The 24,800-nt window shown below is 43.1% G+C and carries 28 protein-coding genes and 1 pseudogene; 25 read left to right on the forward strand and 4 right to left on the reverse strand.

Annotated elements, in window-relative coordinates; translation table 11 throughout:
• Nucleotides 1-56: 56 nt before the first annotated feature.
• Entirely contained in the window at nucleotides 57-479 is a 423-nt protein-coding gene (gene mntR / locus CVD23_RS16125; RefSeq protein WP_101578452.1) for a transcriptional regulator MntR, read from the forward strand.
• A 96-nt stretch (nucleotides 480-575) separates the two neighbouring features.
• Here the strand turns inward: mntR and CVD23_RS16130 are convergent, their stop codons facing one another.
• Nucleotides 576-776 (reverse strand): hypothetical protein, encoded by a 201-nt coding sequence (locus tag CVD23_RS16130; RefSeq protein WP_101666559.1) that lies wholly within the window; start codon nucleotides 774-776, stop codon nucleotides 576-578.
• A gap of 304 nt (nucleotides 777-1,080) precedes the next feature.
• Here CVD23_RS16130 and CVD23_RS16135 point away from each other — a divergent pair, with 304 nt between their 5' ends.
• The gene (locus tag CVD23_RS16135; protein WP_101666560.1) at nucleotides 1,081-1,764 is read left to right on the forward strand and encodes a class I SAM-dependent methyltransferase; all 684 of its coding nucleotides are present in this window, start codon (nucleotides 1,081-1,083) and stop codon (nucleotides 1,762-1,764) included.
• A 14-nt stretch (nucleotides 1,765-1,778) separates the two neighbouring features.
• Nucleotides 1,779-2,471 carry an AIM24 family protein gene (locus CVD23_RS16140; RefSeq protein ID WP_101666561.1) on the forward strand — a complete coding sequence of 231 codons (693 nt, stop codon included), beginning with the start codon at nucleotides 1,779-1,781 and terminating at the stop codon, nucleotides 2,469-2,471.
• Nucleotides 2,472-2,518: 47 nt separating this feature from the next.
• Here the strand turns inward: CVD23_RS16140 and metA are convergent, their stop codons facing one another.
• Nucleotides 2,519-3,427, reverse strand: a complete 909-nt coding sequence (metA, locus tag CVD23_RS16145) for a homoserine O-acetyltransferase MetA (protein WP_101578448.1) — start codon at nucleotides 3,425-3,427, stop codon at nucleotides 2,519-2,521.
• Between the two features lie 338 nt (nucleotides 3,428-3,765).
• Between metA and CVD23_RS16150 the strand changes: the two genes are divergently transcribed.
• The 14 genes and pseudogenes from CVD23_RS16150 to CVD23_RS16210 all read left to right on the forward strand — a co-directional run bounded on the left by CVD23_RS16150 (nucleotide 3,766) and on the right by CVD23_RS16210 (nucleotide 17,393).
• The gene (locus CVD23_RS16150) at nucleotides 3,766-5,454 is read left to right on the forward strand and encodes a formate--tetrahydrofolate ligase (RefSeq protein WP_101578447.1); all 1,689 of its coding nucleotides are present in this window, start codon (nucleotides 3,766-3,768) and stop codon (nucleotides 5,452-5,454) included.
• Nucleotides 5,455-5,474: 20 nt separating this feature from the next.
• Entirely contained in the window at nucleotides 5,475-5,942 is a 468-nt protein-coding gene (locus CVD23_RS16155; protein WP_101666562.1) for a hypothetical protein, read from the forward strand.
• A gap of 123 nt (nucleotides 5,943-6,065) precedes the next feature.
• Nucleotides 6,066-6,542, forward strand: coding sequence for a glutathione peroxidase (locus CVD23_RS16160; RefSeq protein WP_101578445.1), 477 nt, complete (start codon nucleotides 6,066-6,068; stop codon nucleotides 6,540-6,542).
• Nucleotides 6,543-6,768: 226 nt separating this feature from the next.
• On the forward strand, nucleotides 6,769-6,990 hold the full coding sequence (locus CVD23_RS16165; protein ID WP_257988568.1) for a hypothetical protein: 222 nt from the start codon (nucleotides 6,769-6,771) through the stop codon (nucleotides 6,988-6,990).
• Nucleotides 6,983-7,129, forward strand: coding sequence for a hypothetical protein (locus CVD23_RS22030; protein ID WP_180955688.1), 147 nt, complete (start codon nucleotides 6,983-6,985; stop codon nucleotides 7,127-7,129). Before CVD23_RS16165 ends, CVD23_RS22030 begins: the two co-directional genes overlap by 8 nt.
• Before the next feature lie 10 nt (nucleotides 7,130-7,139).
• A complete protein-coding gene (locus tag CVD23_RS16170; RefSeq protein WP_101578444.1) occupies nucleotides 7,140-7,994 on the forward strand; it encodes an amidohydrolase family protein in 855 nt (284 codons plus the stop codon).
• 233 nt (nucleotides 7,995-8,227) lie between these two features.
• On the forward strand, nucleotides 8,228-8,872 hold the full coding sequence (locus CVD23_RS16175; protein ID WP_180955689.1) for an HD domain-containing protein: 645 nt from the start codon (nucleotides 8,228-8,230) through the stop codon (nucleotides 8,870-8,872).
• The gene (locus CVD23_RS16180) at nucleotides 8,869-10,755 is read left to right on the forward strand and encodes an ABC-F family ATP-binding cassette domain-containing protein (protein ID WP_101666564.1); all 1,887 of its coding nucleotides are present in this window, start codon (nucleotides 8,869-8,871) and stop codon (nucleotides 10,753-10,755) included. Before CVD23_RS16175 ends, CVD23_RS16180 begins: the two co-directional genes overlap by 4 nt.
• 133 nt (nucleotides 10,756-10,888) lie before the next feature.
• The gene (locus CVD23_RS16185) at nucleotides 10,889-12,037 is read left to right on the forward strand and encodes a conserved virulence factor C family protein (RefSeq protein WP_101666565.1); all 1,149 of its coding nucleotides are present in this window, start codon (nucleotides 10,889-10,891) and stop codon (nucleotides 12,035-12,037) included.
• A gap of 206 nt (nucleotides 12,038-12,243) precedes the next feature.
• Entirely contained in the window at nucleotides 12,244-13,953 is a 1,710-nt protein-coding gene (gene ilvD, locus CVD23_RS16190; RefSeq protein ID WP_101666566.1) for a dihydroxy-acid dehydratase, read from the forward strand.
• Nucleotides 13,954-14,034: 81 nt separating this feature from the next.
• The gene (locus CVD23_RS16195) at nucleotides 14,035-14,469 is read left to right on the forward strand and encodes a BrxA/BrxB family bacilliredoxin (RefSeq protein ID WP_101578440.1); all 435 of its coding nucleotides are present in this window, start codon (nucleotides 14,035-14,037) and stop codon (nucleotides 14,467-14,469) included.
• Between the two features lie 55 nt (nucleotides 14,470-14,524).
• Nucleotides 14,525-15,306, forward strand: a pseudogene (locus tag CVD23_RS16200) (class I SAM-dependent methyltransferase).
• A 573-nt stretch (nucleotides 15,307-15,879) separates the two neighbouring features.
• On the forward strand, nucleotides 15,880-16,482 hold the full coding sequence (locus CVD23_RS16205) for a YpjP family protein (protein WP_101666567.1): 603 nt from the start codon (nucleotides 15,880-15,882) through the stop codon (nucleotides 16,480-16,482).
• Nucleotides 16,483-16,604: 122 nt separating this feature from the next.
• Nucleotides 16,605-17,393 carry a TerC family protein gene (locus CVD23_RS16210; protein WP_101578437.1) on the forward strand — a complete coding sequence of 263 codons (789 nt, stop codon included), beginning with the start codon at nucleotides 16,605-16,607 and terminating at the stop codon, nucleotides 17,391-17,393.
• 549 nt (nucleotides 17,394-17,942) lie between these two features.
• On the opposite strand, the gene CVD23_RS16220 is transcribed toward CVD23_RS16210, so the two are convergent.
• Nucleotides 17,943-18,332, reverse strand: a complete 390-nt coding sequence (locus CVD23_RS16220; protein WP_101666569.1) for a GIY-YIG nuclease family protein — start codon at nucleotides 18,330-18,332, stop codon at nucleotides 17,943-17,945.
• Nucleotides 18,333-18,369: 37 nt separating this feature from the next.
• On the opposite strand from CVD23_RS16220, the gene CVD23_RS16225 reads away from it, so the two are divergent.
• The 3 genes from CVD23_RS16225 to CVD23_RS16235 all read left to right on the forward strand — a co-directional run bounded on the left by CVD23_RS16225 (nucleotide 18,370) and on the right by CVD23_RS16235 (nucleotide 20,413).
• Nucleotides 18,370-19,071: an anthrax toxin lethal factor-related metalloendopeptidase gene (locus CVD23_RS16225; protein ID WP_101666570.1), complete on the forward strand. Its 702-nt coding sequence runs from the start codon at nucleotides 18,370-18,372 to the stop codon at nucleotides 19,069-19,071.
• A 65-nt stretch (nucleotides 19,072-19,136) separates the two neighbouring features.
• Nucleotides 19,137-19,931: a thymidylate synthase gene (locus CVD23_RS16230; RefSeq protein WP_101578433.1), complete on the forward strand. Its 795-nt coding sequence runs from the start codon at nucleotides 19,137-19,139 to the stop codon at nucleotides 19,929-19,931.
• Nucleotides 19,928-20,413 carry a dihydrofolate reductase gene (locus CVD23_RS16235; protein WP_101666571.1) on the forward strand — a complete coding sequence of 162 codons (486 nt, stop codon included), beginning with the start codon at nucleotides 19,928-19,930 and terminating at the stop codon, nucleotides 20,411-20,413. The genes CVD23_RS16230 and CVD23_RS16235 overlap by 4 nt, the downstream gene beginning before the upstream one ends.
• 28 nt (nucleotides 20,414-20,441) lie before the next feature.
• Here CVD23_RS16235 and CVD23_RS16240 read toward each other — a convergent pair whose 3' ends face one another.
• Nucleotides 20,442-20,684, reverse strand: a complete 243-nt coding sequence (locus CVD23_RS16240) for a hypothetical protein (protein ID WP_101666572.1) — start codon at nucleotides 20,682-20,684, stop codon at nucleotides 20,442-20,444.
• Nucleotides 20,685-20,852: 168 nt separating this feature from the next.
• On the opposite strand from CVD23_RS16240, the gene ilvA reads away from it, so the two are divergent.
• The 5 genes from ilvA to CVD23_RS16265 all read left to right on the forward strand — a co-directional run bounded on the left by ilvA (nucleotide 20,853) and on the right by CVD23_RS16265 (nucleotide 24,765).
• A complete protein-coding gene (gene ilvA, locus CVD23_RS16245) occupies nucleotides 20,853-22,121 on the forward strand; it encodes a threonine ammonia-lyase IlvA (RefSeq protein WP_101666573.1) in 1,269 nt (422 codons plus the stop codon).
• Nucleotides 22,122-22,288: 167 nt separating this feature from the next.
• Complete coding sequence (locus tag CVD23_RS16250) at nucleotides 22,289-22,483, forward strand: twin-arginine translocase TatA/TatE family subunit (protein ID WP_101578429.1); 195 nt, start codon at nucleotides 22,289-22,291, stop codon at nucleotides 22,481-22,483.
• 64 nt (nucleotides 22,484-22,547) lie between these two features.
• A complete protein-coding gene (tatC, locus tag CVD23_RS16255; protein WP_101578428.1) occupies nucleotides 22,548-23,297 on the forward strand; it encodes a twin-arginine translocase subunit TatC in 750 nt (249 codons plus the stop codon).
• A 235-nt stretch (nucleotides 23,298-23,532) separates the two neighbouring features.
• Complete coding sequence (locus CVD23_RS16260; RefSeq protein WP_101578427.1) at nucleotides 23,533-23,784, forward strand: DUF2535 family protein; 252 nt, start codon at nucleotides 23,533-23,535, stop codon at nucleotides 23,782-23,784.
• Nucleotides 23,785-23,922: 138 nt separating this feature from the next.
• A complete protein-coding gene (locus CVD23_RS16265) occupies nucleotides 23,923-24,765 on the forward strand; it encodes a DegV family protein (protein ID WP_101578426.1) in 843 nt (280 codons plus the stop codon).
• The last annotated feature ends 35 nt before the right edge of the window (nucleotides 24,766-24,800 follow it).

A 24,800-nucleotide genomic window follows, 5' to 3' on the forward strand; every position in this document is an offset into this window, starting at 1 on the left:
ACTGTCTTTCATGTATAGTAAACTTTTAATGTTAATGATTTTTGGGAGGGTACGGGATGCCAACACCTAGTATGGAAGATTATATTGAACAAATTTTTATATTGATTGAAGATAAAGGATATGCGCGCGTTTCCGATATAGCAGAAGCGTTGTCTGTCCATCCCTCCTCAGTAACAAAAATGGTTCAAAAGCTTGATAAGGATGAGTATCTTGTTTATGAAAAATACCGCGGTCTCATTTTAACTCCGAAAGGCAAGAAAATTGGCAAACGGCTTGTCTATCGTCACGAGCTGCTCGAGCAGCTGTTGAAAATGATCGGGGTAAAAGACGAAAATATATATGCCGACGTTGAAGGTATCGAACACCACCTCAGCTGGGATGCAATCGACCGGATCGGCGACCTCGTCCAGTTTTTTGAAGAGGATCAGAGCCGCTTGAACGCACTGAAGGAAATCCAGAATCGAAATGAAGTCGAATAGAAGAGTTCATACATAAAGCAGCAGCCTTGTCGGAACATTCCAGCAAGGCTCTTTTACTTTATTTGAAAAGTACTGAGATAAAGAGATTTTGCCACCTTAAAATAATTCCGGTAATTCATCAAAAACTGATGATCCTTGTGGAATCCCATCATCAGCAAGTTCAAACCCGGACAAAATACCGGCTTCGATTTCCAGCACTGCCTTGCGGTAAGAAATAATCCTCCCGGTCGAAGTGTGGAAGTTTATGATTTCACCGTCGCGGTTTTTATGGACACCAACAAGTTTTTCTTCAGGCATCTTCTCGCTCCTTTCTCCTCATCAGTCTGTCAGTTTTTATAAAAAAATAAACCAAATAAAGGACCTAACGACTCAAATAGCGAACAAGATTATGACCATTCCACAAGAGAGGAAACTTTTTAGTAGATACGAACGTAAATTAAGTAAATTTCACAATGTAATAAGCTCAACCGAAAAACGAATGAAGTTATCTAAAGAAACAGCAGTATGAACTACTATCTTAATTTTAAATAACTGTTCGTTTTTGAATTAAAGAATTGCTTTATGAAATTTCATTCACAAATATTTTAAAGCAGGTGATCATTTGGGTTCATTCGATTGGACAAGTGAAGCTGAAAAACAATGGGACAAGAGAGCGGGGTTTTGGAATTCGCGCAGCAGCGAGATGTGGGATCATGGCAGCCGAAAAGATATCGTCCCATTTATCGAAAAGCATCTTGAACCGGGTAGCACCGTTTGTGATCTTGGCTGTGGCGACGGTTATAGTGCAATCAAGCTTGCCAAAGCTGGTTTTACAGTGACCGGAGTAGACGTTTCCGCGGAAATGGTTGAAACCGCGGAAACTAACGCAAACGGAACATCAGCGGAATTTTTAAAAGCAGACATTTCACGCCTGCCCTATGCTGATAGCTCTTTTACAGCTGCTGTTGCGATTAATTCATTGGAGTGGACGGAAAATCCATTAGCTGTTCTTTGCGAAGCAAAACGAATCGTGAAAAGCGATGGTTTAGCGGTCATTGCAATCCTCGGGCCAACAGCAATGCCGCGGGAACACAGCTACCGCCGCCTATATGGCGAAAAAGTGATCTGCAATACGATGATGCCATGGGAATTCGAAAAGCTTGCTTTGGAAAACGGCTGGAGGAAAATCGATGAATTTGGGGTATACAAAAGAGGGACAGAAGCTTTGCAAATCAAATCATTACCGCTTGAATTAAAACAGTCGCTTGCGTTTATGTGGGTATTTATGCTGGAGAATACGAAGTAGAAAGGGAGTTTATCATGAGCAGATATTCAGTTAATGAATTTGTCAATTCAACAAAGCAGCAGGATAAAGGTGAAGGACTTTTTGAACTGGAAACACCAAGGCTTCTCGAAATAAACCTCAATGGCCAGGTGTGGGCGAAAGCAGGTGCGATGGTTTCCTACCGCGGCAATATTAAATACGAGCGGGAAGGAATTTTTGAACACGGAATCGGTAAAATGTTTAAAAAAGCTCTTTCAGGTGAAGGGGCATCCTTAATGAAGGCTACAGGAAATGGCAAGCTTTACGTTGCAGATCAGGGCAAAAAAGTGTCGATCCTGAATTTGCAAGGGGAATCCATTTTTGTGAACGGAAATGACCTGCTGGCGTTCGAACCTTCAATCGATTGGGATATCAAGCTAATGCGGAGGGTTGCCGGAATGATGGCCGGCGGGCTGTTCAACGTCAGGCTTGAAGGATCGGGAATGGTCGCGATCACCTCCCATTATGAACCGGTGACATTGCTGGTCACTCCCGATAATCCTGTCTTTTCAGATCCGAACGCTACTGTTGCGTGGGCCGGTACGCTTGAACCAGAGTTTGTAACCGACATTTCCTTGAAGACGTTTTTAGGCAGGGGGAGCGGTGAATCGATTCAAATGAAGTTTTCCGGAAACGGATTTGTCGTCGTCCAGCCGTATGAAGAAGTGTATTATTCACAGCAGTCCTAACAAAAAAAGAGGCGTCCTCCAAGGATGCCTCTTTCAATTATAAAAAATCACTTCCACTCATACGGCGTTTCTTGATATACATAATAGTTTAACCAGTTCGAAAACAACAAATGGGCGTGGGAACGCCAGCGGTTAACCGGCAGCATTTGCGGATTATCGTTAGGAAAATAGTTTTCCGGCATGTGGATGTCCAGTCCTTTTTCTCTGTCGCGCTTATATTCCTCCGCGAGTGTATTTGCATCATACTCTAAATGGCCGGTAATCATAATGCGTTTGCCGTCTCGTGAACTGATCATAAACGGTCCGGCTTCCTCCGATAGAGCCAGAAGCTTTAAGTCTTTGTTGTCCACTATCTCGTGCAGATCAATCCCCGTGTTTCGGGAGTGGGGAGCGGCAAAAACATCATCGAAGCCTTGCAGCAACTTTTCACGCCTGTCACAGATTTGATGAAGATACACCCCTGAACATTTTGCTGGCAGTTCATGCTTCCCAATCCCGTAATGGTAGAACAAAGCCGCCTGTGCTCCCCAGCATATATGCAGACATGAAGTTACATTATCCGATGTCCATTCCATGATCTCCGTGATTTCCTGCCAGTAGGAAACTTCTTCGAAAGGCAGTAATTCAATAGGTGCTCCGGTAATAATCATCCCATCGAACTTTCGCTCTTTAATGTTTGCAAATGTTGTGTAAAATTGCTCTAAATGCAACGGGCTTGTTGTTTTTGATTCGTGGGTAGCTGTTTTTAGAAAAGTGATATTAATCTGAAGCGGGCTGTTCCCGAGCAGCCTCAGCAGCTGCGTTTCTGTTTTCTCTTTTTCCGGCATCAGGTTTAAGATCAGAATATTTAGCGGGCGAATGTCCTGTCTGTTGGCACGGTCCTCATCCATAATAAATATTTTCTCAGATTCAAGAACCTCACGGGCGGGCAGGAGCTTCGGTATTTTAATCGGCAAAACAGCACCTCCAAATAAAAAAATATTGCTTACCTGAGTAAATTTCACAATGTAATAAGCTAAACCGAAAAACGAATGTAGCTGTCTTAAAGACAGAGGGATGCCGTTAGACTAACTTTAATACTATCTTAATTTAAAAAAACTCGTTTTTCACTTAATGAATTGATTTATGAAATTTATACCATTAACTACATTATAAATAGCTGATTAGCGCGAGACAATTGTTTGTTCATTGAAAAGGCTAAAAATTTTTAAATATTGTTCTTTAGAATATATCTCGCAGTGTTAAAATATAGAAGGGAGTTTTCATATTATTTCAATCAATCAGGGGGATCAACATGAACTTAAAAACAGAGGTAAAATCCGATATTGAAATTGCCAGAGAGTCACAAATGAAGCCGATTGTTGAGATTGCAGCAACTGTTGGGCTCTCGGACGATGATATCGAACTTTTCGGAAAATATAAGGCCAAGCTGTCAGCTGATACACTGAAAAAATTGCAAACGAAAGAGAGCGGGAAAATTATTCTCGTGACTTCCATCAACCCGACGCCTGCCGGAGAAGGGAAATCGACCGTTACGGTTGGATTGGCCGATGCATTTACGAGCTTAGGGAAGAAAACAATGATTGCGATGCGCGAGCCGTCACTTGGGCCAACAATGGGAATAAAGGGCGGGGCAACAGGGGGAGGATATTCCCAAGTGCTGCCGATGGAAGACATCAATCTTCATTTTACCGGTGATCTGCATGCGATCACAACAGCGAATAACGCTCTCGCTGCACTGCTTGACAATCACCTCCAGCAAGGCAATGAGCTGCAGATTGATCAAAGAAGGATTGTCTGGAAGCGGGCGCTCGACCTCAATGACCGGGCGTTAAGGAAGATTGTCATCGGCCTTGGCGGACCCGTACAGGGAGTGCCGCGTGAGGACGGTTTTGATATCACGGTTGCTTCGGAAATCATGGCAGTCCTATGCCTTGCCGCTGACCTTAACGACTTAAAAGCTCGGCTTGGCCGGATGGTAATCGCTTATAACATTAACCGGGAGCCGGTAACAGTAGCCGATTTAGATGTTGAAGGTGCTTTAACTTTGTTGTTGAAAGATGCCGTAAAACCAAATCTTGTGCAAACGATAGAACATACACCAGCGCTGATTCACGGCGGCCCATTCGCCAACATTGCCCATGGCTGCAACAGTGTGATCGCAACGACGGCGGCCGCAAAGCTGGCCGACTTTGTGATCACTGAGGCAGGGTTTGGTGCAGACTTGGGCGCAGAAAAGTTCTTGCATATTAAAGGGCGCAGTGCCGGCATCAAACCGGAAGCCGTTGTTATCGTCGCGACTGTCCGTGCCTTGAAGATGCATGGCGGCATGATTAAATCTGAGTTAAAAAACGAAAGTGTAGCCGCACTAACAGCCGGTTTCGCGAATCTTAAGAAGCACATCGAAACGATCGAGAGCTTTGGCCTGCCATTTGTAGTCGCAATTAATCGGTTTATTACGGACACAGAAGCCGAAGTGTTGGCGCTTCTTGAGCTTTGCCGGCAGGAAAACATCCCAGTCGCTTTAACGGAGGTTTGGGAAAAAGGCGGAGCAGGCGGTGTCGAGCTCGCAGAGAAAGTTTTGAAGGCTATTGACACGAACGAGACCGAATATCAGCCATTATACGATCTTTCGGATCCGCTCGATGTGAAAATACGGACAATCGTTCAAAAGGTTTATGGAGCAAGTGATGTTGAATTTTCACCAAAAGCGAAAAAACAATTAGAAGAGTTCGATGATTTTGGCTGGGGACATTTCCCGATCTGTATGGCGAAAACCCAATATTCATTGTCGGATGATCCAGCAAAGCTTGGGAGACCAGCGGATTTTACGGTGCTGGTCCGTGAGCTGAAGCCGTCGGTAGGAGCTGGTTTTATCGTCGCCCTCACCGGAGATGTCATGACAATGCCGGGCTTGCCAAAACAGCCGGCAGCTTTAAAAATGGATGTCGATGAAAACGGACAGGCAGTTGGCTTGTTTTAAAGAAATGGGGTATGCGAGCCTTGTTTGATCCGACCGCATTTGAGAATATGAAGGTAGTGATTGAAGGCGCCATTTATGATAAGGATTTAGCAGGAGAATTAAAGGTGATTGACCGCAATGATCTGATCAATACGGCAAAGCTGTCGCGGGAATACTCGGTTTCGTTCACAAATCCCGGGTCATTGCCTGGAGATCCTTCCTGCACGTTAATTTTACAGGCAAGCCTGAAAAACCTTGCTGCCGAGCTGCTTCTAGAAAGCGGGAGCGGACAGGAAGCCGGCTGTACCATTTTGATTGTCTTTAATACGACCCATAAAAAGGATTTAGCGATCTCCGGGATTATTCAGGAAAAGGTCAGAGAAATTTGGGGTATAGAGAGGATCATCACTCAAAGGTGGACCTTCGGCCATGAGTCGGAAGATAATGTTACGAACGAGACAATCGTCAGCTTCAATCGACCTATATTTGAAGAGCAGATCGATGATTAAGTCGCGATGATTGATTATATGGAAAAAACGATCAAAAGCCTGCAAACGAGTGTGCTCTGATTGATGCTTCCCACTCGCCTTTATCAGCATCTAACAGTAAGATAAGGGCAGGAGGTGGCTAATATGTCAGTTTACCAATTTAGCGCGAAAACCATTACCGGGGAAGAAATTTCTCTGGACCGTTATGCAGGGAATGTACTCCTGATCGTCAATACAGCCAGCAAATGCGGTTTCACACCCCAATATAAAGAATTGCAGGAGATGTATGACACATACAAAGATAGAGGCTTGGTTATACTTGGTTTTCCTTGCAATCAATTTATGGGCCAGGAGCCTGGCAGCGAAGAGGATATTCAATCCTTTTGTGTGTTAAATTACGGCGTCAATTTTCCAATGTTTGCGAAAATCGACGTGAATGGCCAGAATGCTCATCCACTCTTTCAATACTTAACAGAAAAAGCACCTGGGGCATTAGGAACGAAAGGTGTAAAATGGAACTTCACGAAATTCCTTGTTGACCGCTCAGGCAATCCGGTCACTCGCTATGCCCCGAGCACAAATCCCCGGGAAATGTCGGGTGACATCGAACAGCTACTATAAGCATCAAACAAAAAAGCTTCTCCTTATTGGAGGAAGCTTTTTTGTTGTCCGAAAAATTCTAAATACTCTTTACAATTGGCAGGGCAGGCAATAGGATTAAAGAAGGTATGGAAAACATTCCCGCTAATTCTATAGAAGGAGGAGACCTGAGATGCAAAGCAAAGCAAACTTAAAAATTTGTAAGAAAGAAAGAGATAAAGGATCATAGTGCTAGGAGGGCATAAAGATGAATCATTTAACGAAAGCGATCCAGATTGTCGAGTATCATGAAGGCCTTGCAGCCGGAATTGCAAAAATGTGGAATATGAGCCGTGACAGCTGGGGCGGAGATACTCGTGTGACAACAGCGGCGCAAGTCATCCAGAAGGAAGCGAACTCCGGTAATATCGCTCTATATCTTGCAGTTGAAGGAGAAGAAGTGATCGGATACTGGAGCTTACATGAATAAAGAAGCTTTACAAGTCGTCAGCAAGCAAAAGCTGAGCAGTGAATTAAAAACTGCGCCGATGTTTATCGTTTTTGATGAGCGGCAATTAACGGGCTCAGTGCTTCGTCAGCTAAACAGGATCAGGTTCCAGCTTGATTGAAGGAGTAGACATGAAGATTATTGACGCACATATGCATTTTTCGAAAATTAACTCGTTCCATGAAACAGCCCGGCGACTTTCGTTTGTTGATTACTCTTTCGATGGCATTTTAACTGAATACAAGCAAGCGAATGTCGTCCTCGGGATTGGTATGGGATTGACAGAAACAGGCGACATGGGGTTTCCCGACGATGCTGCCTCCACACCAATGGGTCTTGATTTAAGCGAAAGCCTTCCCGGAAATATTGTCTATTGCGCCGGAATCAATCCGTTTGACTGCGGGGAACAGGCGCTTAAAAGGCTGGAAGCCGAGGTGCAAAAACGAGAGGTTGTCGGTATTAAAATTTATTTGGGCTACTATCCTTTCTATGCTTATGATGAAGTATATGAACCGGTATATAAAATCGCCGCCCAATATCGTCTGCCTGTCGTATTTCATACCGGAGATACTTATTCGGAACGCGGGCTGCTCAAATACTCGCATCCGCTTGCGATTGACGAAGTAGCAGTTAAATATCGGGACGTTACTTTTATGATGGCCCATTTCGGCGATCCGTGGACATTGACAGGAGCAGAACTCATCTATAAAAACCCAAATGTGTTTGCAGATTTATCAGGGTTGATCGTTGGAACAGAGAAGGATCTGATGAAACGTCTGCAGGGGCGGTTCCTTGACCATTTGCGCCATGCCCTCGAATTTGCAGATTCGTATGATAAGCTGTTGTTCGGCACCGACTGGCCGCTTATTCCGGTTGCTCCCTATGTTGAATTCATAAAAAAACTGATACCCGAACAACACCATCAGGCAGTTTTTTATGATACGTCCATAAATGTTTTTCCGAAAATCAAGCCGTTTTTAAAATAGATGCGTCGCTATCCTTTTAAATGAAGGGTAGCTTTTTTGCATTTGTCGAGATTTGCGCGTGAATTGCGAGCTCCGCTCGTAAATCCTTCGTTTCACCAGTAAATCCTGAGCTCCGCTCGTAAATCGCAAGTTCCGCTCGTAAATGCCCTTCGCAACGGATACCAATTTCGTTTTATTCTCGAATTTTAACGGTTCGTGTTAAAATAAAAAACGGGTAGAAAGCAGGTGCATTGATGAACCAGATTATTAAATTATCTGAGCAATTTGTGAAAGAAAGCTTAAAGAATGATGTGACGGGGCATGACTGGCATCATATTGACAGGGTCCGGAAAAATGCCTTGAATATAGCAGATAGGGAGCAGCGAGGCGAACTGTTTGTCATTGAAATGGCTGCCCTGCTCCATGATATAGCGGACGAAAAGCTAAATGTAAGCAGCGAAGCAGGAAAGATAAAGCTTCTTGCTTTTATCGATACCCTTAATTTAGGAAAAGCGATTAAGGAGCATATTTTGGATATTATTTTTTCTATTTCATTTAAAGGCGGAAACAACCAGGAGTTAGCTTCAATTGAAGCGGAAATTGTCCAGGATGCAGACCGCCTTGATGCAATTGGCGCGATTGGCATTGCCCGAACCTTTGCATATGGGGGGAGTAAGGGACAGCCGATATATGATCCACATATCCAAACTAGAGAGAAAATGACTGTGGAAGAGTATCGAAATGGCAAAACTTCTTCAATCCATCATTTTTATGAGAAGTTGCTGAAATTAAAAGACCGCCTTAATACTGATGCAGCCAAACAGCTGGCTGAGTCACGTCACGAGTTTATGGAACAATTTTTAAAGGAATTTCATAGTGAATGGAATGGTGAAGCATGAAGATGATTTCAATTGAAAATGTGTCTAAAACTTACGGGGAAAAACAGCTTTTTGACGAATTATCCTTCACTATTTCAGACAAAGACCGCGTCGGGTTAATCGGCGTGAACGGAACTGGAAAATCGTCCCTCCTCAAAATTATCGCTGGAATCGATTTCCCCGATTCGGGTGAAGTTATCAAAGGAAAAGACTATACAATTTCCTACCTATCCCAGAATCCTGAACTTTTAGCCGAATTGTCCGTATTGGATCAGGTCTTTGAAGGGGAGGCACCCATTTTTGTCATACTGAGACAATATGAACAAACGCTTAGTCTATTAACGAAAAATCCAGACGATCAGCACTTGCAGGAGACACTTTTTGGCCATCAGAAGAAAATGGATGCACACAATGCCTGGGATTTAAGTACAAGTGCAAAAACAATTCTGACAAAGCTAGGCATTGACGATTTTACAAGAAAAGTTGGCGAGCTTTCCGGTGGACAGAAGAAACGGGTCGCCCTCGCACAAGTTTTAATCAAGAAGCCGGATTTATTGATTCTTGATGAACCGACAAACCATCTTGATTATGATTCTGTAAAATGGCTTGAGGATTATCTCGGAAGATATAACGGGGCGCTTTTGCTTGTAACGCATGACCGATATTTTCTTGACCGGGTTACAAATCGGATCTTTGAGCTCGATGGCGGTCGTCTTTTCAGCTATAAAGGCAATTATGCAGCATTCCTCGAAGCAAAAGCGATCCGTGAAGAAAATGAAGCGGCGACACTCGAAAAAAGAAAAAATCTTTTTCGCCGCGAGCTTGAGTGGATAAGACGAGGGGCCAAGGCGAGAACGACGAAGCAAAAGGCAAGGATTCAACGGTTTGATCAGCTTGACGAACAATTATCCTCAGTCCAGTCGGTAGACAAGCTCGATATTTTCCTCGGCGGAAGCAGGCTCGGCAAACAGGTCTTTGAACTGAAGGATGCGACAAAGTCATACGGCGATCGTATCATTTTGAGCGGTTTTGATTTGCTCGTGAAGCCTGGTGATCGAATCGGAATCATCGGCCGAAATGGAACAGGCAAATCGACATTGCTTAACCTGCTCGCCGGGACAACCGAATTGGACTCCGGACTGCTGGACATCGGCCAGACAGTGAAGGTTGCTTATTATACCCAAGAAAACGAGGATATGGATGAAAGCAAGAGGATGATCGAATATTTAAAGGAAACGGCCCAAGTCATCGAAACGTCCGACGGAAAAACCATTTCGGCAGCGCAAATGCTTGAGCGCTTCCTTTTTCCGATGAATACGCACGGTACGCCGATTCGAAAACTATCCGGGGGCGAGAAACGCCGCCTTTATTTATTGAAATTACTGATGGAAGCACCAAATGTTTTGCTTCTTGACGAGCCGACAAATGATCTCGATACCCAGACATTGACAATACTCGAGGATTATCTTGATGATTTCCCAGGAGTCGTCTTAACCGTTTCCCATGACCGCTATTTTCTCGATAAGGTCGCCAGGCAGCTGCTCATAATGGAAGGACAAGGGCGAGTCGCATCTTTTTACGGAAACTATAGCGAATTTTTAGAAAAAGAAACAGAAAAGCCGCTTCTAAAAGAAACTGCAGTTGAGGAGCAAATAACGAATCCAATCGACAAAACGAAAAAGAAGCGGTTGACGTTCAAGGAAAAAAAGGAATGGGAAGAAATTGACGGCAATATCGAAGCTGCAGAGGAAAGACTGAAAGAGATCGCAGCGGAAATGGCAACTACAGGCAGCGATTTTGAAAAAGCTCATACATTAACGCAAGAGGAAGCGGAGCTCAATGAGCGCCTTGAACATTTAATTGAACGTTGGAGCTACCTCTCAGAAATAGTCGAGAACGAGTGAATAAGGACAAACCCGGTGATTGTATTTACCGGGTTGATCTTTTTGGATCTCCAAAGGTGAATACACAGGCAAGATTATGTTAAAATTCTTGCAAGATATAAACGTAATCAAGATGCAAAGGGTGAAAATAAAAATGAAAATATTAGCGATAGAGCCGACTCCAAGCCCGAATACAATGAAGATTATTTTAGACCGGGAGCTTCCAATGGGCCAAAGCAATAACTATAAAAAAGACCATGTTGAAGGTGCACCGGATTTAATCAAATCGATCCTGAATGTCGAAGGTGTTAAAGGTGTTTATCACGTCGCTGATTTTTTGGCTGTAGAAAGAAATGCCAAGTACGATTGGAAACAGATCCTTCCGCAGGTTAGGAAAGCTTTTGGGGAAGAATCAAGCAGTGACAATGAAAAAAATCCGGTTATGAATGAGCATTATGGTGAAATAAAAGTGCAGGTGCAAATATTCAAAGGAATCCCGATGCAAGTGAAGTTAACGGATGGAGCCGAAGAAAAGCGATTTGGCCTCCCTGAAGTATTTTTAAAAGCTTTGGCAAATGTCCAGAACCCCTCCGATAATGTCGTCATGGAACGAAAATGGCATGATTTCGGGATACGCTATGGCGATTTTGATCAAGTCGGCCAGGAAGTTGTTGAAGAACTAATTGCTTCGTATCCGGAGGAACGCTTGAATGATTTGGTCAAACAGGCGGCTAATCCAGATAAAACCTGCCAGGTTGCTGCGCAGAGGCGAAAGAAATTAAAATTAACTGCAGACAGTTTAAATGATCCGGACTGGCGGAAGCGTTATCAGCTTTTTGAACAAATGGAAGACCCTGAACTGGCGGATTTACCGTTGCTTGAAAAAGCACTCGGTGATGAAAAAGCATCGATTCGCAGACTTGCTGTCGTTTATCTTGGAATGATCGAGGATCCCCAGGTTTTGCCACTGCTTTATAAAGCGCTTGAAGATAAATCGGTGACGGTGCGGCGCACGGCAGGGGACTGCTTATCGGACTTAGGTTTCGAACAGGCCATGAACAAAATGGCTGACGCATTGCAAGACAGCAGCAAGCTTGTCCGCTGGCGCGCCGCCATGTTTTTATATGAAGTTGGTGATGAAAGCGTCCTCCCTGCATTACGGGCAGCTCAAGATGATCCCGAGTTTGAAGTAAGCATGCAGATTAAGCTCGCGATTGCCCGGATCGAAGGCGGAGAAGCGGCGAAGGGATCTGTCTGGAAGCAGATGACTGAAGCAAGGAAGCAGGGAGAAGAGCACGCATAATCAGAGTGATTGCATTTTTGAGCCGAAAGCCGAGTGTTGGTTACATATCCAGCATTCGGTTTTTTTAGTGCGCTCAGACTCAAAAAAGATTTATCTGGAAGCGTTTTCCGTAAAACTGATATATTAAAATTTTATGAAAATTGTTGAAATTAGCATAGAAAGGGGCTATATTTGAAAGAAACTATTTTTACAAGGTGGAGATAGCTGTGAGAGATTTAAGAATCAAAAGTCATGTAATCAGTGATGATGAAAAAAGGGCACCGAATCGGGCAATGTTGCGTGCAGTCGGTTTTTCTGACGAGGACTTTAAAAAGCCGATGATCGGCATTGCAAGCACATGGAGCGAAGTGACTCCGTGCAATATACATATTAATGATTTGGCATTTCAAGCTAAGGACGGGGCCAGGGAAGCGGGCGGTGCGCCGCTTGTGTTTAATACGATCACGGTTTCTGACGGGATTTCGATGGGCACGGAAGGAATGCGGTACTCGCTGCCGAGCCGTGACCTGATTGCCGATTCAATCGAAACGGTTGTTGGGGGAGAAAGCCTTGATGGCTTTGTTGCGATTGGTGGCTGTGATAAGAATATGCCTGGCTGCCTGATGGCGATTGCCCGCATGAATCTTCCGTCCGTATTTTTGTATGGAGGAACGATTAAACCGGGGAAATTGCACGGCGAAGATATCGATATCGTGTCGGCGTTTGAAGGGGTCGGTCAATACAATGCAGGATCGATTGACCGCGAAGAACTTCACAAAATCGAATGCAATGCTTGTCCGGGGGCTGGATCATGCGGTGGAATGTACACAGCTAACACGATGGCAAGTGCGATTGAAGCATTGGGGATGAGCCTTCCCGGAAGTTCCTCCAATCCTGCTGAAACGGACGAGAAACGCACTGATGCGTTTGTTGCTGGACAGGCAGTCTACCAGTTGCTTGAACAGGACATTCGTCCGCGTGATATTTTAACAAAAGCAGCATTTGAAAATGCGATTACCGTAGTAATGGTACTTGGTGGTTCAACAAATGCGATCTTGCACTTAATGGCCATTGCCCATGCTGCAGAAGTCGATCTATCATTGGACGATTTTAACCGGATCCAGAAAAAGGTTCCGCATCTTGCTGATTTAAAGCCGAGCGGTAAATACGTCATGCAGGATTTGCATAATGCAGGCGGTGTATCAGCAGTGATGAAAATGTTGTTAAAAGAAGGGCTGCTTGACGGCAGTTGTTTAACGGTAACCGGCAAGACTCTTGCCGAGAACCTCGCGGATGCCCCGGACTTGGCAGACGGCCAAAAAGTGATATATCCGGTTAGCGAGCCGCTGAAGCCTGCAGGTCCATTAGTCGTTTTATCTGGAAACCTTGCCCCCTCTGGAGCTGTAGCAAAAGTGTCTGGCTTAAAAGTAAAGCAATTAACTGGTCCGGCGAAAGTATTTGATGATGAACCTTTAGCGACAGAAGCAGTCATGAATGGGGAGATTCAAGCCGGTGATGTCCTGGTGATCCGCTATGAAGGTCCAAAGGGTGGGCCTGGAATGCCAGAAATGCTTTCGATTTCTGGGATCCTCGTTGGAAAAGGTCTTGGCGAAAGCGTAGCGCTGTTAACGGACGGTCGTTTTTCAGGCGGAACCCATGGTCTTGTTGTCGGCCATATTGCGCCGGAGGCACAGGTTGGCGGTCCGATTGCTCTGATTAAGACCGGTGATGTGGTTACGATTGATACTGAGAGACAGGTGCTCTCTGTCGCGCTTGACGAGGATGAATTGGCAGAAAGAAAACGCACATGGTCTGCTCCGCCACTGATCAGCAGAGGAGCTCTTGCAAAATACGCAAGACTCGTCTCCTGTGCTTCAAAAGGAGCTGTTACCGATTCATTTGAGGAAACTGAAGTGAAACAACCGTTAAAGATATAAATCAGCAATTCCGCAAAATTGCAATGCAAGCATCGCTTATAGTATGCTTGCATTGCAAACTTTTTCGGGAGGGATTTACACATGTCAATGGCATACGAAGAATATATGCGGCAAATGGTAATACCAATGCGGGAAGAGCTCGTTCGTGCAGGATTTGAAGAGTTGTCAACAGCAGATGAAGTTGAAGCATTCATGGAAAACACAGACGGAACGTCTTTAGTAGTTGTTAATTCTGTTTGCGGTTGTGCAGCAGGGCTTGCCAGGCCGGCGGTAACCCAGGCGCTGTTAAGATCGGACAAAAAACCTGATCAGCTTGTCACCGTTTTTGCCGGGCAGGATAAAGAAGCAACGGCGAAAATGCGCGAGTATTTCGAAGGGATCGAGCCTTCGTCTCCTTCCATGGCGCTATTAAAAGGAACAAAGGTTGTCCATTTTATCCCGCGTCATGATATTGAGGACCATTCGATGGAAGCGATTATGGAAAATCTTACAGCAGCATTTGAAGCCCATTGTTAAATAGGATGTCTCCTGACGTCCTTTTTTCGTTTAAGCCGCAAAACAGGTGAAGTGTATGATTATAACAACAGCAGGACGGACAAATGACAGCATGGTAAAAATAGCGAGAACGACAGCGGCTGTTCTTGGTGCCATTTATGTAGAGCGCAGAAAAAGATCGATTGCTGCGATACAGGAACTGGTGAAGGATGATTGTTTGATCATCGGGAAAGACCGCTTGGAGTTATATTTGTATGGAACGGCTGAACCATTTTTCTTTCATCCGAATTCTGCAATGTTCAGAATCAAACGGCTTATGAAAGGCGGGGATGATCCTTTTCTGGATGCTGCCGGTTTGCAAAAAGGAATGAGCGTTCTTGACCTCACGCTTGGATTGGCTTCCGACAGCATTGTTGCAAGCTTTGCTGTAGGCAATGAAGGAAAGATAACCGGGATTGAGGGGAATTCATACATAGCATACATCGTCAATCAAGGTTTGAAAGAGTGGGATTCGGGTTTTACTGAAATAAATGAGGCAATGCGCGGAATTGATGTTGTTCATGCTAATGCAACTGATTATTTACGCCAAATCGGGGATAACAGCTATGATTGTGTATATCTTGATCCGATGTTTGAAGAAACGATTCTTGAGTCCGATGGTATAAAATCTCTTGCGAAGTTCGCCTTATATGAACCGGTTACAAAAGAAATGATCGATCATGCCCGCAGAGTGCAAGGCATCGTGTGGTGTTAAAAGATCATTTTCGCAGCAGCCGATTTGCAGAATTCGGTTTTAAGGTTCAGCGAAGAAAAACAGCAAAATTTCATTTCGGGGTGATGGAAAAGGAAAAAGGCTAACTCGTGAGTCAGCCTTTTACCTACCCTTTGTAGTTAAGGAAAGTATATAATTTTCGATACTTTATGGGGCGTTTCCATGTCCAGCTCCAGCGCCTAGCCCCTCGAGTCGCTTCGGTCCTGCCAATGAAGTAAAAGAACGACTTCACCGTCAGCCCCTTCGACGTACAGGACGTACTAGTGCCGACGTTGCCACAGGACGTGGCGCTCTTAGTCGGCCAGCGCTTGTCGGGGCTGAACAAGGCGCTTGCGCTTTTCTTATTTTTCAGTTAATCGGCGATAGCAAGGTACACAAAATAAGCCATCAACAACAGGCTCCCGATTACAAATGCAATTGACCAATCCATCAGCCAGCCCTCCCCCTTTGTTTTACTATCTCCAATATAAAACAACCTAACCAAATTTATAAAGATATTATTCTATTAACCATTGAAAAATATTTGAAACCAATTTTCGTTTTATTCGTAAAAACAAGTATAATAAATTTTATGAATGGCAATCTCAGCAGTTTGTTAACAGTCTTAAGATGTATTTTCAAAGACTTTCAGAACAATTGCTTCGAAGGGAAAGAGTTTCATGCCAAAATGGGTCAGGAAATCCTTTGTTATTCTCGTCACTATTTTAACGTTCGGAATGGTTACGCCGTCCCAGGTGTTCCTTTATGATGGAACCCATTCTGGCAAATCGACAAAGCGGGATAGCTTTGAATCAAATCCGGCTCAAACTGCAGCTGATTTTCAGTTTTGCGAAGATAGCAGGCAGCCTTTATCAGACAGGGAAGTAGTTGTCGAGCAAATCATGAAAGAGGCAAAGGAACAATCGATGCTTAAATTCGGTTCGAAAATTAAACCGTGCATTGAAGATGAATTTCAAGAAATCATTTTGCCTGAAATGGAGAAAGCAATCGATCAGGTGATTTCCGGGCATCCTGAAGAAGACTTAATGAATCTTGCGATTACGGAAGCACCTGGAAACGGGAAATCAGAAAAGATTTTTCATATTTTCGACCGTATTACGAAAAAAGATATTCTCCGCTTTCACGTGAGGAGAGATCATCCTCCGCAGGCAGGATTTTGGTTCAATTTTCATTATCATACCCATCATGACCAATTCCAGGCCCATCACGATCTTGGCACAATCTATTGGGATAAAAACACTCCTCCTAAATGGATGAGTTAATGTAATTGAAAAACCCCATGGTTTATGAAAAAATGGATAGACGGTTTTAAACTTTTATTCTTTAGAAAAAAGACTCGGTCCTTCTAAAGAATAATTTAATGTATTCAGGAGGAACTGCTAAAATGTCAGAAATATTAGAAGGTATTATTCATACTTATTCCCAGTTTTTTAACTGGGACATGTGGGTCAATGTTTTAACGGATCCAGTCAGTTGGGGCTATATCGGAACACTGGTGATTTTGGAAGGACTATTATCAGCTGATAACGCGCTTGTACTTGCAGTCATGGTAAAGCATCTACCAGAAAAACAGCGCCGTAAAGCTCTTTTTTATGGGCTTCTTGGTGCCTATCTTTTCCGGTTTATCGCTATCGGTTTAGGGCTGTTCCTGATTAAATTATGGTGGGTAAAAGTTCTTGGTGCAGCGTACTTGGCATGGCTGTCTATTAAATATTTTCTTGATAAACGAAAAAATACAGGAGAAGAAGAAGGAGAACTGGAGGGAATCAATCAAAGCGGCTTGCTGATCAGGTTGTTTGGTACATTCTGGGGCACGGTCATTTCAGTAGAATTCATGGATGTTGCATTCTCGGTAGACAGTGTTCTTGCAGCCTTTGGGGTCAGCGATCAGGTCTGGGTTCTCCTACTTGGCGGAATGCTTGGCGTTCTGATGATGCGTGGTGTTGCAGGGGTATTCTTGAAGCTGATTCTCAAAATTCCCGAGCTTGAAACAGCTGCCTATATTTTAATCCTGCTCATTGCTACGAAAATGTTCGCAAGTGTTTGGGGATTCCATCTGGACCATATTTACTTCTTTCTCATCATTCTAATAACATTTGCAGTGACATTTGCAGTTCACTATAACAATAAGAAAAAAGCAAGCGTCAATAAAGAAGAGCATATGCAGCAATAACGAACAACAAGGGATCTGACGATTGTGCAGGTCCCCTGTTTATAAAGTAATTTTCATAGACACGTATCCTTATCCGGGCAGACCAGCGATTTTTTTAGAAAAAAATACAGAGCTCCGAAGCTGCCATATACACTGATAAAGAATAAAACAGCAGTAAATATTGAGGGCAGCATAGGTGTGAGCATCAATGTAAACAATAGCGCATAAAAAAACAAATCAGCCATAACGAAGTAGCTGGATACCATCACGGTTTGAACCGCCTGTAATTCTGCTTGTATATTTTCGGTCGGGGATCTCCTGATTAAAAATCTCATTGCAATTCACCTTCTTAATTTTGTACTCAACTATATGCGAGGACAAGAAGAAAGGTGAGACACCACAGTTAACTGAACACGAAATCTTTTCAGGCAGCTGGTCTTATGCATTGGCAACTCGTATTCGTCATCGTGTCGCCCATATCATATGACGGCAATCATCGCCATTAATGATAAAAGCTGCGAAAAGCAGCTTTTTTTGCAATGGTTCACTCTCCTCGGAAAGAAACAAAATTCATCTGAAATCGAGGGGGGATGGGCAATAGATCAAATGGGAAAAACAGCGGCAATCAGACGAACCGAACCCTTTCACAGGATACATACCAGCCGTTTCCTTCCTTAATTTCTCAACAAGCGCGCATTCTCCGATAGTAGCTTCATATGTTATAATTTTAATAACTTTTCCAAGGGGTATCAAATAATCAAAATGCCATCTCTTTTTCTTGTCTACCTTCAAGTGCCGAGAAATTCTGCTCGCAATATTTCTTTTGGCGCTTCCTACGTAAATATAGGTTCCTTCCTGGAAATAAAACCTTCCAAGCCTGCCTATATGAATGGTTCCTTCTTGTTCAACCTTTAAATAAACAGCATAGAGAGTGTGTAACTGATTAATTGAATCTTCCATCTTATTAACCTCCATGAATAGCAAAAGGGTGATTTATATGCGCAAAATTTTCCTTATGGTCATTGTCGGGACCGTTTCTTTATTATTGTTGGGAAATTCCCCCGCACCCATTCAAGGCATCAAATTAACCAATCTGCCGGAGTCATCTGAACTTCATCAGTATTTAACGACCGATTCACGTGAGTTGCTCGGTGAGATGATCGTCGTCCCGCAAGGTGATTTCGATGAACAAGAAGCTGCTTTTATGATAGCACGCATTGGACAACTACCTGAACCATTGTTGCAGAAAATGAACAGGGAAGGAATCCTGCTTATCCTGTTCCAGGGAAAACTGACCGAAAATCCATCTGCAAGCCACTTATCAGGGATTGTTCCCCGCGGGTACGAAAGTAAGAAAGTTTGGGACGATGTTCCGGGTATTGGCGGATCAAAAAAGGTATTAGTGAAAATAGGTGCGAGTGAAAAGGGAATGGGGCATGGCTCGGTCAATCTTGAACTCCACGAATTGGCTCATTCGCTTGACCGCTACGTATTTAACCAGATCCGTTATAACCCATATTTTTTGCAAATTTGGAAAGAAGAGCAAATCACATTGTTTCCAGGGATTGATTATTATCTAAACTTTCCCGAAGAATATTTTGCGGAAATTTTTGCGATGTACTATTTAGGTGGAGAGAGCAGAGAGTTATTGCAAGAACGCGCCCCCAAGTCGTATGAGTTTATTAAAGCGTTAAAATAATTTTTTCGCGACTGACTGTCATTTCTGATAGAATAGATTACAGATTTGTCGAAGGACGTGAAAAAATGAAACAATATTTACAGCTTTGCAAACATGTGCTGGAAAACGGCGTTAAGAAAGAAGATCGGACGGGAACAGGAACGATCAGTACCTTTGGCTACCAAATGCGCTTTAACCTGCAGGAAGGTTTTCCGTTGCTGACAACAAAAAAACTTCATTTACGCTCGATTATCCATGAGCTTCTCTGGTTTTTAAAAGGGGATACAAACGTTCAATATTTGCAGGAAAATGGTGTGCGCATCTGGAATGAATGGGCTGACGAAAATGGCGAGTTGGGTCCTGTCTACGGACACCAGTGGCGATCATGGACAGGTGCAGACGGACAAACGATTGACCAGATCAGCGAACTGATCAGGCAAATAAAACACAATCCGGATTCAAGAAGATTAATTATCAATGCCTGGAATGTTGCTGAAATTGACAAGATGGCTTTACCGCCATGCCATTGCATGTTCCAGTTTTATGTGGCGGATGGAAAGCTTTCATGCCAACTCTATCAGCGTTCTGCCGATGTCTTTCTTGGAGTCCCTTTTAATATTGCTTCATATGCATTGCTAACGTTGATGATTGCAAAGGTGTGTGACCTTGAGCCAGGAGAATTTATTCATACTTTCGGTGATGTCCATATCTACCAAAATCATCTTGACCAGGTTAACCTGCAACTGACGAGAGAGCCGCGTCCATTGCCAAAAGTGAAGATTGAACGCGATGTGAACGATATTTTTGACTATCGGTTTGAAGATTTTATTCTTGAAGAATATGATCCACATCCGCATATTAAAGGGGTTGTCAGCGTATGATCTCATTAATCTGGGCGATGGATGAAAATCGCGTCATCGGCAGGGACAACCGGCTGCCGTGGCATCTGCCGGAAGACTTGAAGTTTTTTAAAAGAGTGACGATGGGCCATCCTGTTGTGATGGGCCGGAAAACGTATGAATCAATAGGCCGCTTGCTGCCGGGCCGGGAAAATATCATTATTACGAGAAATCGTGATTATCAAGTGACTGGGGCGACTTTATTTTATTCGATCGCTGACTTTGCAGAATATGCGAACGGGCAAGAAGAAGAGTTTTTTGTGATTGGCGGCTCAGAAATTTTCAAAGAAATTTTTACAGCTGCAGACCGCCTCTACTTAACACAAATTCACGCAGAATTTGACGGAGATACATATTTTCCGGACTTAGATTTAAACGAGTGGGAGCTCGTTTCAAAAGAGCCAGGATTAAAAAACGAAAAAAACCCTTATGATTACGAGTTTCTAATATATCATCGGAAGTAAAAAAACAGCCAATAGCTGTTTTTTTTTGTTAATCAAGCAGATCTGGGTTTGTTTGATATTGCGTAAGTAGTTCAAGCATGTTTCTAAATTCGTGAGGGTCGCAAAATTCCCCTTCAGAAAAATTTGCTCTAACCCAGTTAATCAGTTCGTTCGGGCTGTTAAAAACCTTCCCGCTTGTATCACTTTTACGGATCATATAGCGGCCGTTATCCTCGTCAAGAACCACTTCAACGGGCAAAGCACTATCCAGGCTGCAAAGTGAAAATTCCATTTTACCATCCCCTTTATGATTGATTTGGTTTTATTATAATATCGGCCAAATTTTTTATTCAGAATAGTTGCCAGAAAAATAATAATTTTTAATTAAATATCTGTAAGTTCTTAAAAGTTTCATGTTATAATGTACGAATTATAAAACTTGCAGAAACGAGGGTGACACATGGAACAGAAAGTACTGAATAAAAAATGGGTACAGCTTGAAGACATTGTAATCGCCTACCAGCAGTTAAAAGATGTCGTTGCCCATACCCCGTTGCAGAAAAACGAGCGGCTCTCAGAAAAATATGAATGCAACATTTACTTAAAACGGGAAGATCTGCAGCACGTCCGCTCTTTTAAATTAAGAGGTGCTTATTATTTAATGAACTCACTACCAAAGGATGCACTTGAAAACGGTGTTGTGTGCGCAAGCGCTGGCAATCACGCCCAAGGTGTGGCTTATGCCTGTCGCCAGCTTGGAGTACATGGTAAGATATATATGCCGGCGACGACGCCTAGGCAAAAGGTAAGTCAGGTTGAAATGTTCGGCAAGGATTCAGTGGAAATTATCCTAATCGGCGATACGTTCGATGATTCCTTTGAAGAAGCAGCTATTTGTTCGGAACAGGAAAACAGGCAATTTATTCATCCTTTCGATGATGAAATGGTCATTGCAGGCCAGGGAACGGTTGCAGTCGAAATTCTTAATGATTGTGAAGAGCCGATCGATTTTATGTTTGCAAGTATTGGTGGCGGAGGCTTAATCGCGGGTTTAAGCACATATATGAAAAGTATCTCGCCAAATACAAAAATGATCGGGGTTGAACCGGCCGGCGCCGCATCAATGACGGAATCACTGGCACTAAACCAACGGACTCCCCTTGCCGACATTGACAAGTTCGTCGATGGCGCAGCGGTTAAATGTGTTGGTGCGAAAACATTTGATATTTGCAGTGAAAATATTGATGATATTTTGCTTGTTCCGGAAGGCAAGGTCTGTACAAGCATTCTTGAGCTATATAATGAGCATGCGATTGTCGCTGAACCGGCAGGAGCAATGCCAATCGCCGCATTGGACCTGTATCGGGAAGAAATTAAGGGGAAAACAGTCGTTTGTGTGATAAGCGGAGGAAATAATGACATTGGCCGGATGCAGGAGATCAAGGAACGATCTCTGCTCTATGAAGGTTTGTTATACTATTTTATCGTCAATTTCCCGCAGCGTGCCGGTGCACTAAGAGAATTTTTGGATGAAGTGCTCGGGCCGACAGATGATATTTCCAGGTTCGAATATACGAAAAAAAATAATCGCGACAATGGACCGGCTCTTGTTGGGATCGAGTTAAAACAGAAGGAAGACTATGAAGATTTAATTGCACGAATGAAGAAAAAAGGTTTTTCCTATCAAGAGGTAAATAAAGACAGTAACCTTTTTCATTTGCTTATTTAAACACAAATAATCTGACGAAGACATAAGAAAGATCACTTTTACGAGATTTTTTCATGATTATGTGAATTTCTTATGAACATTTTAATTCTTTTCCCGCATAAATCTTTAAAACGTTATATAATCTAAGTAGATTCACAACATGAAACTTTAAAGGGGATGTATTCTACATGTTTTCAAATATCGGGGTACCCGGATTAATATTAATTCTAGTTCTGGCTTTAATTATCTTCGGACCGAAGAAGCTTCCTGAAATCGGCCGTGCCTTTGGCCAGACGCTTCGCGAATTTAAAAAATCGACGCGTGAGCTAACGAGCGATGTCATGGATGAATTCGAAGAAGACAAGAAGAAAGAGGTAAAATAGGTGCAGAAATTTTTTCTGCGCTTTTCCTATTTCTAGAGCATCAAGCGATTGGCAGGGGAATGAAATGGAAGATAAAGAACTAAATGTAATCGATCACTTGGACGAACTGCGAAAGCGGCTGATCATCACCGTATCAGCATTCATTATCTTTTTCGTCATTGGCTTTATGTATGTAAAAGATATATATGACTGGTTTGTGCGTGATCTTGATGTGAAATTGGTGGTGCTCGGTCCGAGCGATATTGTTTGGGTTTATTTTATGATAGCGACCGTCATTGCGGTGGCCGCGACAATTCCGGTCCTGGCCTTGCAGGCCTGGCTGTTTGTTAAGCCCGCGTTGAAGCCGATTGAACGAAGGATTTCACTCGCTTATATCCCGGCCCTGTTTGCCTTATTTCTTGTCGGACTGTGTTTTGGCTATTTTGTCATTTTTCCGACAGTGTTGAACTTCCTTGTTGAACTGAGCGGGGAAATGGTCGTAACCAATTTTACAGCTGATAAATATTTTCGGTTTGTGATGAATATGACCTTGCCATTTGGCGTATTATTTGAATTGCCTGTAGTGGCAATGTTCTTAACGTCTCTCGGTATCATTAACCCGTACGTAATGCAAAAAGTTCGCAAATATGCATACTTTGTACTCGTCGTGATTTCTGTAATCATATCACCTCCGGATCTTATGTCAGATATTCTCGTCACGATTCCGCTGTTGCTCTTGTATGAAGTAAGCATTAACCTCTCTAAAATAGTTTATCGGCGAAAGCTTAAAAAAGAACAGCAATGGGCTGAGGAAAACGGGGAAATAATGAAATAACAAAGGACCCGACAGGATTTTTATTCTGCCGGTTTCTTTTTTTGTCCGAGCTAATGCGTGCTGCATTCAGAGGCTAATATCTCAGTCTGCCGGGAGGGCAGTAATGATATAGCATTCGGGGGCATTCCCGATAAATTCTCAATAAAATATTTTTGTGAAGAGCATATTCAAACAACACTTCGACGCTGATTTAGGGTATAATATAGTCAAACGGGTGAAAAAGAGGATTGATATTTTGCTATTCAAAAGCCTGGAGTTCAAAAATATTGTTGGACAGAAGGTAAAAGTCTTGGAGATTCCTGTATTGGAGGAAGATAGCCGTTATTATTTTATGATCCAAGTCCGTTTGCAAACATTTATTACTGCCCTTTATCGAGACAAAATGGCAAGTAAAACTTATTCATTTAAAGATTATTTAAAAAGAGTTCTCAAATGGCCGGATTATGAACAGATTTTTAAAACGGCTGCACTAAAAAATAATGCATAATTGATTGAAGAGTATGGGCAGAGGCTCATACTCTTTTTATGCCGCAAAAAATAATAGCGGGTCAATTTAAGTATTTATTTTATTAATATCCACGGAACATGTATAATACGTACTAAGTGTGTATTAGGGAGTGAATAGATGAATAAAGTTAAAATCGTTACAGATTCGACTGTGGATTTGTCTGAAGAAATCGTAAATAAATATGATGTAGAAGTGGTCCCCTTATCAATTACGATAGATGGAAAGACATATATAGACCGCGTTGAAATAACCCCGGCCGAATTTATGAAAAAAATGAAGGAAGCAGCCGAGCTGCCAAAGAGTTCACAGCCTCCGGCAGGCGCGTTCCTTGAGGTTTATGACAGGCTGGGAAGAGAGGGTTTTCAAATCATCTCGATACATATGACCGGCGGGATGAGCGGGACTGTCCAGTCAGCCGAGAGTGCAGCGCAAATGACCGAGGCAAATGTTACAGTGGTGGATTCGCGCTTTATCTCGAAAGCACTCGCTTTCCAGGTAGTCGAGGCAGCTGAAATGGCGCAGGCAGGCAAAAGTGTCGACAAAATATTGGACAGACTTAATGAAGTCCGCGAGCAAACACGCTTATTCGTTGTCGTCGATACACTTGAAAATCTTGTCAAAGGCGGACGAATTGGCAAAGGGAGGGCGATGATCGGTTCATTGCTCAATATCAAACCGATTGCATCCCTCGATCATGGTGTCTACACTCCTGTTGCGAAAGTGAGAAGCCATTCACAGGCAGTCAAATATCTTGCCAGGAAGTTTGCTGATGATGTGAAAGGAAAGACAATTAAAGGTGTCGGGCTTGTCCACGCAGAAGGCAGTGAACTGGCACATAAATTAAAGGCCGCTATCGATGAGTTGACCGGCTACAATAAAATTGACATTGAAGAGACGACACCAATTATCAGTACCCATACTGGGGTGGGCGCGATCGGGTTCATGTATTATATTGAATGAAAAAAACAACTCTGCTGGAATAAGGCGGAGTTGCT

Origin of the sequence: Bacillus sp. V33-4, assembly GCF_002860225.1 — a bacterium.
GTDB classification, from domain to species: Bacteria; Bacillota; Bacilli; order Bacillales; family Cytobacillaceae; genus Bacillus_BJ; species Bacillus_BJ canaveralius.

Bases quoted from the DNA above. Each gene is read 5' to 3' on its own strand.
- mntR (WP_101578452.1), top strand. From the start codon at position 57: ATGCCAACACCTAGTATGGAAGATTATATTGAACAAATTTTTATATTG.
- CVD23_RS16130 (WP_101666559.1), bottom strand. From the start codon at position 776: ATGCCTGAAGAAAAACTTGTTGGTGTCCATAAAAACCGCGACGGTGAA.
- CVD23_RS16140 (WP_101666561.1), top strand. From the start codon at position 1,779: ATGAGCAGATATTCAGTTAATGAATTTGTCAATTCAACAAAGCAGCAG.
- CVD23_RS16150 (WP_101578447.1), top strand. From the start codon at position 3,766: ATGAACTTAAAAACAGAGGTAAAATCCGATATTGAAATTGCCAGAGAG.
- CVD23_RS16160 (WP_101578445.1), top strand. From the start codon at position 6,066: ATGTCAGTTTACCAATTTAGCGCGAAAACCATTACCGGGGAAGAAATT.
- CVD23_RS16165 (WP_257988568.1), top strand. From the start codon at position 6,769: ATGAATCATTTAACGAAAGCGATCCAGATTGTCGAGTATCATGAAGGC.
- CVD23_RS22030 (WP_180955688.1), top strand. From the start codon at position 6,983: ATGAATAAAGAAGCTTTACAAGTCGTCAGCAAGCAAAAGCTGAGCAGT.
- CVD23_RS16170 (WP_101578444.1), top strand. From the start codon at position 7,140: ATGAAGATTATTGACGCACATATGCATTTTTCGAAAATTAACTCGTTC.
- CVD23_RS16175 (WP_180955689.1), top strand. From the start codon at position 8,228: ATGAACCAGATTATTAAATTATCTGAGCAATTTGTGAAAGAAAGCTTA.
- CVD23_RS16180 (WP_101666564.1), top strand. From the start codon at position 8,869: ATGAAGATGATTTCAATTGAAAATGTGTCTAAAACTTACGGGGAAAAA.
- CVD23_RS16185 (WP_101666565.1), top strand. From the start codon at position 10,889: ATGAAAATATTAGCGATAGAGCCGACTCCAAGCCCGAATACAATGAAG.
- CVD23_RS16195 (WP_101578440.1), top strand. From the start codon at position 14,035: ATGTCAATGGCATACGAAGAATATATGCGGCAAATGGTAATACCAATG.
- CVD23_RS16205 (WP_101666567.1), top strand. From the start codon at position 15,880: ATGCCAAAATGGGTCAGGAAATCCTTTGTTATTCTCGTCACTATTTTA.
- CVD23_RS16210 (WP_101578437.1), top strand. From the start codon at position 16,605: ATGTCAGAAATATTAGAAGGTATTATTCATACTTATTCCCAGTTTTTT.
- CVD23_RS16220 (WP_101666569.1), bottom strand. From the start codon at position 18,332: ATGGAAGATTCAATTAATCAGTTACACACTCTCTATGCTGTTTATTTA.
- CVD23_RS16225 (WP_101666570.1), top strand. From the start codon at position 18,370: ATGCGCAAAATTTTCCTTATGGTCATTGTCGGGACCGTTTCTTTATTA.
- CVD23_RS16230 (WP_101578433.1), top strand. From the start codon at position 19,137: ATGAAACAATATTTACAGCTTTGCAAACATGTGCTGGAAAACGGCGTT.
- CVD23_RS16235 (WP_101666571.1), top strand. From the start codon at position 19,928: ATGATCTCATTAATCTGGGCGATGGATGAAAATCGCGTCATCGGCAGG.
- CVD23_RS16240 (WP_101666572.1), bottom strand. From the start codon at position 20,684: ATGGAATTTTCACTTTGCAGCCTGGATAGTGCTTTGCCCGTTGAAGTG.
- ilvA (WP_101666573.1), top strand. From the start codon at position 20,853: ATGGAACAGAAAGTACTGAATAAAAAATGGGTACAGCTTGAAGACATT.
- CVD23_RS16250 (WP_101578429.1), top strand. From the start codon at position 22,289: ATGTTTTCAAATATCGGGGTACCCGGATTAATATTAATTCTAGTTCTG.
- tatC (WP_101578428.1), top strand. From the start codon at position 22,548: ATGGAAGATAAAGAACTAAATGTAATCGATCACTTGGACGAACTGCGA.
- CVD23_RS16265 (WP_101578426.1), top strand. From the start codon at position 23,923: ATGAATAAAGTTAAAATCGTTACAGATTCGACTGTGGATTTGTCTGAA.